General features: G+C 59.3%; 9 protein-coding genes. 2 read left to right on the plus strand and 7 right to left on the minus strand.

Features of this window, described 5'->3' with window-relative positions:
• Window positions 1-441 precede the first annotated feature (441 nt).
• The 6 genes from CRD18_RS01450 to glf all read right to left on the minus strand — a co-directional run bounded on the left by CRD18_RS01450 (window position 442) and on the right by glf (window position 7,699).
• A complete protein-coding gene (locus CRD18_RS01450) occupies window positions 442-1,461 on the minus strand; it encodes a decaprenyl-phosphate phosphoribosyltransferase (RefSeq protein ID WP_049193199.1) in 1,020 nt (339 codons plus the stop codon).
• Between the two features lie 29 nt (window positions 1,462-1,490).
• On the minus strand, window positions 1,491-2,081 hold the full coding sequence (locus CRD18_RS01455; RefSeq protein ID WP_070652829.1) for a phosphatase PAP2 family protein: 591 nt from the start codon (window positions 2,079-2,081) through the stop codon (window positions 1,491-1,493).
• Entirely contained in the window at window positions 2,065-4,125 is a 2,061-nt protein-coding gene (locus CRD18_RS01460) for a glycosyltransferase (protein ID WP_070652830.1), read from the minus strand. The genes CRD18_RS01455 and CRD18_RS01460 overlap by 17 nt, the downstream gene beginning before the upstream one ends.
• 200 nt (window positions 4,126-4,325) lie before the next feature.
• Complete coding sequence (locus tag CRD18_RS01465) at window positions 4,326-5,339, minus strand: alpha/beta hydrolase family protein (protein WP_070566664.1); 1,014 nt, start codon at window positions 5,337-5,339, stop codon at window positions 4,326-4,328.
• A gap of 182 nt (window positions 5,340-5,521) precedes the next feature.
• The gene (locus tag CRD18_RS01470; RefSeq protein WP_070566724.1) at window positions 5,522-6,385 is read right to left on the minus strand and encodes a DMT family transporter; all 864 of its coding nucleotides are present in this window, start codon (window positions 6,383-6,385) and stop codon (window positions 5,522-5,524) included.
• 117 nt (window positions 6,386-6,502) lie between these two features.
• Window positions 6,503-7,699, minus strand: coding sequence for a UDP-galactopyranose mutase (gene glf, locus CRD18_RS01475; protein ID WP_070566722.1), 1,197 nt, complete (start codon window positions 7,697-7,699; stop codon window positions 6,503-6,505).
• Window positions 7,700-8,029: 330 nt separating this feature from the next.
• On the opposite strand from glf, the gene CRD18_RS01480 reads away from it, so the two are divergent.
• Window positions 8,030-9,535, plus strand: coding sequence for an N-acetylmuramoyl-L-alanine amidase (locus tag CRD18_RS01480; RefSeq protein WP_070566660.1), 1,506 nt, complete (start codon window positions 8,030-8,032; stop codon window positions 9,533-9,535).
• Between the two features lie 85 nt (window positions 9,536-9,620).
• Window positions 9,621-12,074, plus strand: coding sequence for an N-acetylmuramoyl-L-alanine amidase (locus tag CRD18_RS01485; RefSeq protein ID WP_070866409.1), 2,454 nt, complete (start codon window positions 9,621-9,623; stop codon window positions 12,072-12,074).
• Between the two features lie 75 nt (window positions 12,075-12,149).
• On the opposite strand, the gene CRD18_RS01490 is transcribed toward CRD18_RS01485, so the two are convergent.
• Entirely contained in the window at window positions 12,150-12,983 is an 834-nt protein-coding gene (locus CRD18_RS01490) for a Cof-type HAD-IIB family hydrolase (RefSeq protein ID WP_070437289.1), read from the minus strand.
• Window positions 12,984-12,989 lie beyond the last annotated feature (6 nt).

The following is a 12,989-nucleotide window of genomic DNA, read 5'->3' on the forward strand; positions in this document are numbered from 1 at the left end:
GCGCCAGACTTTTCGGAGGCAGTCGCTTACGCGAGCTTTCGCTTTTCTGCTTCCAGTTGTGACGCGACAACTGGAGACCCCACAAAAGAATCTCGAGTATGTAACGATACTCAATCGTTTCCCTACATCCAAGTTTAAATCGTAATCATTCCGTAATATTTCTCACATTTCTCCCCAAAACTATCCACCACAAGGAGAAACAATGTTTACCAGCATGGAATTACAAAATTGTAATTCTGCCCCCGGCTGATCCGTAGGACTAACTGAGAAACCTAAAACACGCCTACAAGAACCCCAAACACAACCTAAGTACTAACGAAATACAGAAAAAGCCCATGCACCCCTCGGCGCATGGGCTTTCAGCTACCAATCGAACCCGACCGAACCCGACGAGAAAACCGACGGAAATCGCAGTTCGCTTACAGGGAAAAGAACTGGGAACTACCCCAGAGTCGGGACAGCGTAGACAGCGATAGCAATGGACAGCAGCCACAGGACGGCCAGTGCCTGCAGCGGACGGTCCTTGAGCGCAATCTCATCCGGGCTTCCCGCATCACCACGGTCAACGTCAGCTGCGAAGCGCAGGATGGCCACAGTGAATGGAACCATCGAGATCTCGTACCAAATAGCCGAAGTCGATGAAGTGCCCGGCGCGCGGCCCATCTCAAAGCCCCACAGCGCGTAGCTCAGCACCACGGCGGTCGCAGCGAGGGTCCACACAAAGCGCAGGTAAGTCGCGGTGTAACCCTGCAACGACTTACGGATTTTCTTACCCGTGCGCTCTGCCAACAGCAGCTCAGCGTAACGCTTACCGGCTGCCATGAACAGCGAACCAAAGGCGGCAACCAGCAAGAACCACTGGGACAGGTTGATGTTGGCAGCAACACCGCCGGCCATTGCACGCAGCATGAAACCCGAGGACACCAGCGCAATATCAATCACCGGCTGGTGCTTCAGGCCAAAGCAGTAACCGAGCTGCAGTGCAATGTATACAGCCACAACAATTGCTAGCCCCGGCCCCTCAGAGGCAAACCAGGACACCGCAATCGACCCAATAATCAGTGCGACTGCCATAATGTACGCCATGCTCACCGGTAGTACGCCAGCGGCAATTGGGCGGAAGCGCTTGGTTGGGTGCGCGCGGTCAGCCTCGACATCGCGAGCATCATTAATCAGGTAAATCGACGATGCTGCCAAACAGAAGGCCACAAACGCCACCAGGATGTCGACGGTCAGTGTGCCGATCGAACGTCCCGAGTCCATGATCTCGTTGCCGGCTGCCAGTGGAGCCGCAATGACCAGGACATTCTTCACCCACTGCTTCGGGCGAAGCGCCTTGATCATGCCGTCCAACAGATTCTTCGGCGGATGCCCCTGCGGGTGCGCAGGCTCATCGATACCGGAAGTGTGCGGCTCGGACCCAATCCTTGATTGAGAAGCTTGCCGCTGGTTGGCCGACACATTGGCCAAGTTGTCGTTCTCCGCCTGTGTCACTGTGCATTCCTTTCCGCAATGGAGGGCTGTCTACCCTGGTTATGCTGCGCCTTTTTCGGCTCGATGACCTTATCACCTATCTTGTCCACCGCAAGAGCAGTGGCTGTACCCAGCGCTGCTCCGAGAGCGACATCGGTTGGGTAATGAACTCCCAGCACCAGGCGGGAGAGCATAATCGCCGGCACGCCCACGGCCGGTGCTGCCGGGTAACCCAACTTTGCAATCCCCACCAGCGCCGCCGTCGTCGACGTCGCGTGCGAGGACGGGAAACTCAGCTTGCTTGGCGTACCAACGCCGATTGCTATACGACGGTCATGGGGACGCGGGCGACGGACAATGCGCTTAAGCACCACCGATGCCGCATGCGAGGTAAAGGCGGCCACACCGACCTTTGCCCAGCTAATGCGTCGCTCCTTATCCACCGCCGCCCCGAGGGCAGCGAGCCCCATCCACCCAAGGGCGTGCTCACCGAAATAGCTCATGGCACGCGCGGTGGGCAGCACACCCGGAACGTCGTTAAGCGTGTGCTGAATATTAACGAGAACGTCGGACTCGCCGAACGGATCGCCTTTAATTTTCGAAGACATTCGCCCAGGCCTTCCTACTGGTCAAATCGTCATAGGCTGCGCGGTAGCGTGCCTGCATTTGCTCGAACCGCTCCTCAACCTGCTTTTGCAGCTCCCAGGATTCTTCCAGCAGAGCCTTGGCCTTGTCGCGGTCACGTTGGCGATACACCACGCCACGGCCGTCAGCGGTGGTGACCGTTGCGCCATCCAGACGCGACAGGGAGAACCAACGAGCCTCCAGCGGCGCCAGGTTTGCCTGCGGCACCGCATGGTGCTCGGAGTTTTCCGGGCGCACGCTGTGAAGCAAGCCCTTGGCCAGCCAACCGACCTTCTTCAGCTTGCCCAGACGACCACCGACATCCTTTGTCGGAATCCCCGGAATACCGGAGGGCTTTGGCAGATCGCCTGCACTCGGCAGCACAACCGCGTCGGGGAAGCTCTTGCGCAGGGCATTGATGCGCGGCAGCGAGGACTCGAGAATGTCGAATAAACGCTCGGGACCTGCCAGGAAGTCCTTCATGGCTTCGTTCTGGATGGCAACAGTGGAGTACTCCAGGCACAGAAGGTGCTTGAAAGTGGCCTTGCGCATGGAACGCACGATACCGGCAGCATCGCCCTCGTGCTGAAGGGCCGCGACAATCAAGCGGTTGCGCAGGTGGAAGTACGCCTGCCAATCAATCGCATCATCCTTGTCCGACCAGGCCATATGCCAAATTGCGACGCCCGGCCACGTAGCCGTCGGAAAGCCTGCCTTGCCTGCGCGCAAACCGTATTCGGCATCGTCCCACTTAATAAACAGTGGCAGCGGCTGACCGATTGCCTCAGCGGCGACGCGCGGAATCAGGCACATCCACCAGCCGTTGAACTCAACATCGATGCGACGGTGAAGATCCTTCGAATCGACAACCTCACCGGTTGCGTTAGTGCCGTGCTCCCCGCGATCGCGCAGTGGGTGCGCATAAAAGTCGTGGTCATAGTGGACGTGCGGAGCGGAAGTCCACATGAAGTCATGGCGGCCGATGACTTCACCCATCGAGTGCAAGTGGCTGCGCTCCTGCAGGTTCAGCATCTGACCGCCGACCAGCATCGGGGACTTCGCGAACCGGCCGACAGCGACCGCACGCAGAATGGAATCCGGTTCGATGGCGATGTCGTCATCCATGTAGAGAATGAACGGGCTATCGGTCGCACGCTTCGAATCCGAATCCGGACCGCCCAGGGCCTCATACATAATGCGGGAGTACCCGCCAGAACCACCGAGATTTCCCTGCGGGAAAATACGCAGGCGGTCACCAAAGTGCTCGGCGACAGCATCAAAGCCCGGCTCGTCTGCCGGGTGCTTGGTGCCCTGGTCAGGCATCAAAACAGCATCGATGATGGCATCGACCTCAGGATCCGAGGACAGCGCCTCAAGAGCAGCAACTGCGTCGGTCGGGCGATTGAACGTCGGGATACCGATAGTGACGCGCCCCTCCGGCGCCGGATGCTCCGTGCCGTCCGGGTACGTCTGGCTCGGCGCCTCGATATCGGAGTACCAACCTGCGGAGTGGATTACCACGTCCGTCTCACAGGTGAGGTCAAACCAAATCCAGCCGCCGTCTTCAAACTGCGTCAGCGGTACTGGGATTTCGCAGACGTGCACATCCTTGCCGTCCACCTTGGCTTCCGCGCCTTCAGCCGCCGCACCCAGATCACCGACAACTTCGCCGGTCACGGCGATGCGCGCACCGTCAATCTTCGAACGGTAGATGTCTACGCGCGCAGTACCGGACAGCTCCAGGCGCAGGACAACATTGTCCAGATTCGTCCACCGGCGCCAGTAGCTGGCCGGAAAAGCATTGAAGTAGGTTTCAAAACTAACTTCATCACCCGCCGGAACAGTGGCTGACGTGCGCGAATGCGCTTGCACACGACCGGCATTAGTCTCCGGCTCAACCAAGTAGAGCGAGCGGACATCACGGGGCTCACCCAACTTTGGCAGCAAAATCCGCTGCAGGCGTTCAACGGCAAGGCTTGACGACGTTGTCGGGGTATGTGTCCGCTTTTGTTCAGGCTGTGATGCCATGAGACGTATCAACCACTTTCCGAAAGGTCTACCGGGGGTGTTGCCGCCGATAAGTTACCGACGTTTCTATCTCATAGCATCCTAGTGCCCGTGGCGGATTGCCTCTTGTTGCCACGCTAGCGACAGCCCAGAATGTGAAAGCCCCTACGCGCTGCGGACTATCTGCTGCACATAGGGGCTTTTTCGTTCAGTTTGTAGTTTTAAGCTCCGAGGAAACCTTCGATGCGGGCCTTGGAGTTCTGGAGGTTGCGATCCCAGGTCGGCCAATCGTGGATACCGGTCTGCTCGTATTCAAACGTGGCATCCAGACCGGAGGTACGAGCACGCAACTCAAACTCGCGGGTGGACAAGCGGGACAGCGACTCCAGCGCAACGCCGCCGGCCTTCGGGACGACCCGGTAGAGATTCTTCGGGTCACGAACCTCATCCGGAACACCATTTGCCGAGGTAATAACCAGATCCAGCCCCTTCATCTTCTCGACATTCAGGTACGGATCATTACGGACACGCTCCGCTGACATAGGCGCACCCCACATGTCGAAGGAGCTGTAGCCAGCCGACAGCTGAGCAGCCTCAATTGCAGTAGTCATACCCGGCGCAGTGGTGTGCAGGTAACCGGAGAAGGCAAGAGCCTGACCGAACTGGTCTCGGTGGTTGTATGCCAGCGACAGCGCCGCAGATGCGCCCATGGACAGGCCTGCAATGGAGTTGCCAGTGCGGGAAATGCCGAACTCGCGCTCAAGGTATACAGGCAATTCCTGGGTTAGGAAGGTCTCCCACATGTTTACGAACGGACCGTGCACACTAACTGACGGACGCTTCCAGTCGGTGTAGAAGCTACCGCCACCGCCACCGGGGATAACAAGGTTGACGTTGGATCCCTCAAAAGTACGTGGAGCGTTACCGTGCTCCACCCAGTCAGAGGCATCAGCCGGGCTACGCAGGCCATCTAGCAGGTAGAGAGCCTTGTTACCGCCATTGGCAGAGGCCACAATCTGAACCGGAATATTACGATCCATGGCCGGCGAATAAACCTGGCACTTCTGGGTGAAGTACTGGTACGAATCCCATTCACAACCCGGGCGCAGCGAACCTCGGTCGCCCGCCGCGCTCGCGGCCGGCGCCATGGTCAATGCAGACGCAGCCACAGCTGCTGCGGACGCAACGGCTGCAACCTTTCGGCGCCAACCACGGAAAGTAGAGGTGATTTTCACGTGTGCATTCTCCTCACAATGTGCGACTCCCCACGACCGGTGGGAGCTATCAGGCGTGTTTCCTCTTCAGGGAATTACCTTAAGAAACAATAAATCTTCGACAAACTTACCCGCATTCACTGTTGTTTTCCAGCAGAACACGTCGAAACCCCACCTTCCGGCGGGTTCCGGTACTCGCGTTTCTACTGCGCAAGCTCACGCGACTCCCGCGCCCCACGCCAGGTAATAATTGCGCCAGCCGCCGCGATCAGCACGATGCCCAGCGCCATGGACCAGGTCACTCGGTCACCGGAAAACGCCCAGCCCAGGATTGCACCAATAACTGGATCTAGTGCAAAGAGCGTGCCGACGACCGCTGCTGAGACAATCCCCGCAGCGATGGTGTCCATCACGTAGGGAATAACAGCGCCAATGAACCCAGAAATAACGATGGTGGCCCACATCGAACCGTCGACAAGCGGTGCGGCGGAAACTGAGAAGGGCGCGAGCACGATTGCTGCGACGACCACTGACAGCGCCAGGTCAGGCATGCCGCCGCCCTCGGTGCTGCCCATTCGGGCGGAAAAGAGCGTGTAGGCGCCGAAGAAGATCGCGCCGATTGCGGCGTAACCAATGCCGATAGGATCCAGGTCATTGGAGGGCTGGGCAATCAGTGCAACGCCGATGAAAGCGATGATGGCCCACAGGCGGGATCGCCACATTTTCAGTCCCAGGAAGGATACGACGCAGGGACCGAGGAAATCGATAGTGACGGCGACACCCTGCGGGAGGCGGGCGATGGCGGCGTACACCATCATGCTCATCATGCCCATAGCGATGCCGTAGACCACGATGTTGATTGCGCGGGCGCGGGTCATTCCAGACAGCTTCGGGCGGAACAGGACCACCATGATGATGGCCGCGGCGGCCATACGCAGGCCCGATATGCCCGGCGCGCCGACCGTGGAAAGCATGCCCGTGACCAGCACGGCCGCGGCCTGGGTGCCAAGAGAACCGATGAGAACCAGAATTACGGGAGCCACTGGCAGGGTGAGAAACTTGTTCACACGCTGCAGCAATGACCCCTGCTGGGGAACCTGCCCAGCTCCCCGCTGGGGAACTTCGGTTTGGCTTTTCTCACGCGACACTCGCGCAATACTAGCGCGGGAGCCGCAAGCGACAAATTAGTGTCCGCGCTCCTGCTGGATTGCTTCACCGTCGTTGAAGAACGGCGCAATCTTGTTGTCAAACATCGACAGTGCGGAGCCGATTGCCATGTGCATGTCCAGGTACTGGTAGGTGCCCAGGCGACCACCGAAGAGGACCTTGTTCTCCTGTGCTTCGGCTGCGGCGAGCTTGCGGTAGGCCTCGAGCATCTCGCGGTCTTCCGGGGTGTTGATTGGGTAGTACACCTCGTCGCCATCGTCGGCGAAGCGGGAGTATTCCTTAACAATTACCGTCTTGTCCTTGACGTAATCGCGCTCCGGGTGGAAGTGGCGGAACTCGTGGATACGGGTGTACGGCACATCCGCGTCGTTGTAGTTCATCACTGGAGTGCCCTGGAAGTCGCCGGTGTTGACAACCTCCATCTCGAAGTCCAGCGTGCGCCATCCGAGCTTGCCCTCTGCGTAATCGAAGTAGCGGTCCAGCGGGCCGGTGTAGACGACCGGAGCATCCGGGGAGACAGCGCGCAGCTCGTCGCGCACCTCGAACCAGTCGGCATCGACAACGACGTCAATCTTGTCGGAGGTCACCATGTTTTCCAGCCAGGCGGTGTAGCCGTCGACAGGCAGACCTTCGTAGGTGTCGTTGAAGTAGCGGTTATTGAAGGTGTAGCGAACGGGCAGACGGGTGATGTTTCCGGCCGGCAGGTTCTTCGGGTCGGTCTGCCACTGCTTGGCGGTGTAGTGCTTGACAAAGGCCTCGTACAGCGGGCGGCCAATCAGGGAGATGGCCTTTTCCTCAAGGTTCTTCGCGTCCTGCGGATCCAGGCCATCGGTCTGATCCTTAATCAGCTGGCGAGCCTCGTCCGGGCTGTAGTACTTGCCGAAGAACTGGTTGATCAGCCCCAGCCCCATCGGGAACTGGTACGCGGTGCCCTTGTACATAGCGAACACGCGGTGCTGGTAGTCGGTGAAGTCAGTGAACTGGTTGACGTAGTCCCACACCCTCTTATTAGAGGTATGGAACAGGTGCGCACCGTACTTGTGCACCTCGATGCCAGTCTCCGGCTCTGCCTCCGAGTAGGCGTTGCCGCCGATGTGGTTGCGGCGTTCGACAACGAGCACGCGCTTACCCAGCTCAGTGGCGGTCCGCTCAGCAACGGTCAAACCGAAGAAACCCGAACCGACCACGATGAGGTCGTAGGTGTTGTCCTTGATGTCCTGTAGGGACTTCGGAGCAAATTCATTGGCAGTGGTGTTCTTTTCGCTACTCACGCCTTAAAACCTATTGCATTTCCATCCGGTTTGCGGGTGTACACGCGGGCTTCACGACGTCCACGTGAGCCCAACCCAACGTTCGTTTGGTCACATTATTTGATAATTTTCCCAAAATTAACGGGGAAACACAGATGTCTCACTAGATTTTTTTAGTCACACTGGTAACATCCTCCTCAGAATTTTCTGTTGCTTTGCAACTTTCCTTCCCTTCGACCCTGGGGTAGGCCTCGGGTCGATAACCCTGTACCCCATTTTTTTGGAGCTTTTACCGTGCCAACTCGCCGTCGCATCAATGCCCCGTCGATGGGCCGTCGCACCTTCCTCTATGGACTGGCAGCTACTACTGCCGCAGCTCCACTAGCAACATGGAGTATTCGCCAGGCCCCTACCCTGGTTGAAAGCCCAGGCGTAGGCCCCATCGCAGCCAAGATCTCGACATCGCCGCTGGTTGACGCTGTCACGATGATGATTGACGACGCAGCCGTCGGCACGCATGCCATTACCGATGCCCTGCACCCGCTTCGCGGATTCGTGAAGGACATCACCCGCGACGAACCGTTCTCCCAGTTCGCCCTGACCTGGCCGGGCGATGACAACCTGCAGCTCTACGTTCGCGCCGAGCGTGAAGACGGCAGCTTTGGCCCGTGGTTCCACGCTGATTCTCACGGCCCGATGAATAACTCCGGACAGTCCGGCACCGAGCTGCTGTTCGTTGAGCCCACCAGGCGCGTGCAGGTGTCGACTGTCGGACTGAACCTCCTCGAGGGCCTAGATCCACGCAACATCATTGGTATCGACAATCTTGACCCCGCAACCATCGGCGGTTCCCTGCAGGACCTCGTCAGTGCTACGGCCGCGTTGTCCCTCAACGCCGTCCAGGCAGTTTTCATCGACGGCGTAGAGCAGGTCGGCGAGGTTATTCAGCCAGTTGCGTACGAGTCGTCGATTGCCGGTGCGCCAAATGTAATCAGCCGTGCAGCATGGGGCGCAGATGAGTCCATCCGCAGCGGTTCGAGCTCCTACAGCACTTTCAAGGGCACGTGCATCCACCACACCGCGGGTTCCAATAACTACTCAGAGTCGCAGGGACCAGCCATTGTCCGAGGCATTTACGCCTACCACGCAAAGACGCTGGGCTGGGGCGATGTTGGCTACAACGCGTTGGTCGATAAGTACGGCAACATCTACGAGGGGCGCTACGGCGGCCTGGACAAGAACATCGAAGGCGCACACGCAGGTGGCTTCAACAACGGCACCTTCGGTATTTCGGTGATGGGCAATCACGACCAGCTGGAGATTCCGGATGCGGCCGTCACTGCACTCGGCGAGATGGTCGGCTGGCGCATGAAGGTCGGTGGCGTCGATCCGATGTCCACCGCCGCACTGACCAGCGCCGGCTACTCGAAGGCACGCTACAGCTCCGGCCAGACCGTGAACCTCCCGGCCATCTTCGGCCACCGCGACACCGGCTACACCTCATGCCCGGGCACCTTCGGCTACCAGCAGATGGATGCCATCCGCGCTGCAGCCAAAGCCAAGTTTGATGGCGCCGGCGGAGCGGGTATCGCCGGCCGCTCGACGGATTCGAACAACCAGGACGGAGAGGCCGCCAGCATTCCGTCGATTCCGGGCACCGGCGAGTCGGGCGACAACGGCGGTTCCCTCGGAAACGTGGAAACGCCCACACCAGGCGAGGTTCTCGGTGAGTTTCTAACTGATTCCCTGCCAGCCAACCCTGCCGAAGCTACGCAGGCCTGGTTCGCACCTCAGAACTAAGTCTCCCGCTTATCCACAACAGGCATAACCACATCACATTTGTGGTGTAGCACCAGATCTTCGCAATCACCCAGGAGTTATTACCGTGTTTAGTCGCCGCCGCATCAATCGCCGCGCAGGTGCCAAGCAATCCTTGGTACTCGCTGCCGTGGCGACCCTTGCCCTGACACCCGTTGCCGTTGTCGGCGCAGGTGCCGCTTATGACCTCATCGAGGAAAACGGCACCAGCCCCATCGATCCGATCGTCCAGAGCAAGTCGCTTGCAGACAGCGCCTCTGTCCTCGTCGAAGACGCGGCAATCGCAACGCAGTCGCTTGCCGACGAGGCTCATCCCAACCGCGGTGTCGTCAAGGAAATTACCTCCGATACCGAGTTTTCCCAGTTTGCACTGACGTGGGCCGGTGACCCTGATATCGCCAGCTTCGTCCGCGCCGAGCGCGCCGATGGCTCCTGGTCCGACTGGTTCAGCGTCGACCCGGACTACCCCGCTGAAGGCAATGGCAACGGTCTGAACGGAACGGAGCTCATCTACATCGAGCCAACCAAGCGTGTTCAGGTTTCCACCCACGGGCTCAACATCTTCGGCCCGGGTTCCGGCGTGGATCTGAAGGACATCAAGGGCGCCGAGAAGTTGGATCTGTCCAAGCTCAACCTCGACGAGATTAATGCTGAGGGCGCCAAGAAGGCCGTGGAGGATGCAAAGGAATCCGCTACGGATGCAGCCAAGGATGTCGCCAAGGCCGTTGACGATGCCGCTTCCGACTACCAGCAGACTCCGGATGCAGCTCCTGAGGACGCACTCGATGACCCGACTGCTCCGAGTACTAACGACGCTGCAGATCTGGACTCGCCGAACCTCCCGGTGAAGTGGACGGACATCGAGCCGGTCGCCGATGAACTGCCAATCGACCAGGTCGACGCAGTGCTTATTGACGGCCAGGCTGCCGCATCCGGTATCGACCCAATTGTGGACGCCAAGAATGTCACGGGCATGCCGAAGGTCATTACCCGTGCCGGCTGGGGTGCCAACGAGAATAACCGCTGTAAGGGCGCGGACTACGACAGCAAGCTTGTCGGTGCCACCGTGCACCACACCGCTGGCTCAAACAACTACACCGAGAGCCAGTCCGCTGGTATCGTCCGCGGCATTTACCAGTACCACGCACAGACTCTGGGCTGGTGCGACATCGGATACAACGCCCTGGTCGACAAGTACGGAAACATCTTCGAGGGCCGCTACGGTGGCCTGGATAAGAATGTCCAGGGCGCTCACGCAGGTGGCTTCAACACCGGTACTTTCGGCATCTCCATGATGGGTAACTACACTTCGGTTGCTCCCAGTGAGGCTGCACTGAACTCGGTGGGCAACATGATTGGTTGGCGTCTGAAGGTCGCCGGCGTCAAGCCGACCGGCCAGATTCAGATGACTTCGGGTGGCACCAGCTACTCCAAGTATGGTTACGGCAAGCAGGTCACTCTGCCGACCATCTTCGCGCACCGCGATGTTGGTAACACCACCTGCCCAGGTGATGCTGGCTACGCCCAGATGGGCAAAATCCGCTCGATTGCCGAGAAGAAGTACAACAGCCTCACCAGCGGAAAGATTGACAATGAGGGCCCAGATGGCTTGATTGACCTCCTCGTTCCGCAGGATGAAAAGGGCGATAAGACCGCCGAAGACGCAGATTCGCAGTCGACCGAATCGACCGAGTCAACCGAGTCGGGATCGACTAGCTCTACTACCTCGACCACTTCGACCACCTCGGCATCCACGGGCACGTCCACGACCTCGTCCTCCGAGAAGTCCTCGAGCGCATCGAGCACCACTTCGTCGACAACGTCGAGCTCCGACTCGACCACCTCGGGCACTTCGAATACCTCGGAGCCAACCGACGCCACGAACACCAGTGACACTGCTACGGCTGACTCCTCCGCACCGTCGGCAAGCGAGCAGAGCAACTCCTCCTCGCCGAGCGCATCCGACGAGCAGCAGAAGGCACAGGCTCTGGAGACAGTCTCGGGCGCACGTTCGATGCTGGCCTCGGCGCTGGGCATGCTCGGCGCACCGGGTCTGGGGCAGACCGCCGATGCCATTCTGGGTGCGGTTGGACGCTCGATTGAAAACGGACCGTCGATTGCTGACCTGCCGGTTCTGATTGACCAGATCATCACTATCAATGAGCAGAACGACCTGGCTGCCGAATGGCGCCAAGTCTCCGAGGAAATGGGCTCGGTTCTCGGCTACGCGATGTCCGGTATCCAGAGCGGTTCTACCGTGGCGAACAATGCTGGCCAGGCCGATGCCCTGCGCTACGTGAAGTTTTCCAACGGCGTAATCACCGACTCCGACACCACCGGCGCTCACGCTATCTGGGGCAAGATTGCTGATGAGTGGGCCCGCCAAGGCTTCGAGGTCGGCAAGCTGGGCGCTCCAACGAAGACCCAGGTGGTCGATGGAAACATCGAGCGCGCTGAGTTCCAGAACGGTTCAATCACCTTCGACCGCACCACCGGCGAAGTCAAGACCGAGCTGAAGTAAACGCTGCAGTAAACCCGAAGCAGACGCTGTCGAGCACTGGTCAGCTAGCTGGCGCGGGAAAAACCTCGAGGCTAGCTAGAACCAGCGCTCCAGCACACGAGCAACACCGTCATCATCATTGGTGGCGGTGATTTCGTCTGCAATCTCCTTGACGTTGTCAGCCGCATTGCCCATGGCCACACCCGTGCCCGCCCACGACAGCATCTCGATATCGTTCGGCATGTCACCGAAGCAGACCACATCTTTCGCGGTCGCTCCGACCAGTTCAGATACGTATTCAAGCCCGGCGCGCTTAGTCACGCCCGGCGCGGACACCTCCAATAGCCCGTCCGGCATGGAGTAGGTCACGTGCGCCAGGCTCGCGTCAATTGCGGGGGCGACCAGTTCATATAGCTGGGCACTGTTCACATCTGAGTTTCGCAGCAAGAGTTTCGTCGCGGGTTCTGACAACACGGCCTCTTCAGCAAGCTCACCGTGCTCATCCGATTCCCACGCATGGTCATAGGACGGTGCCACCACAAAAAGCTCATCGATGGCGTCATTCGCCGATGTCCCAGCGCGCTCTGCCGCAATGCCGATTCCACCGATGGATCGCGTCGCTTCGCGCGCATGCTTAACGACGTATCGCAGCGTCTCTGGCTTCAGTGTGTTGGCGGCAACTACTTCATCACGGCCGGAGTCGTAAATCACGGCGCCATTGGCACACACGCACAACGGCTGAACCGGCAGCTGCTCGAGCACTGGCTGCAACCACCGGGCCGGCCTTCCCGTGGCCAGCACTAACGGGGTGCCGCGGCGTAGCATTCGCGTGACGGCCTGTCGCAGGCGGGGAGTTACCCGCTCCCGCGAGTCGATGAACGTCCCGTCAATATCCGAAGCTACGAGTAGTGGATGTAGTCTCTCGGTCACTTCGAA

It is taken from the genome of Corynebacterium sp. LK31 (assembly GCF_014335015.1).
In the GTDB taxonomy this organism is placed as follows: domain Bacteria; phylum Actinomycetota; class Actinomycetes; order Mycobacteriales; family Mycobacteriaceae; genus Corynebacterium; species Corynebacterium jeikeium_D.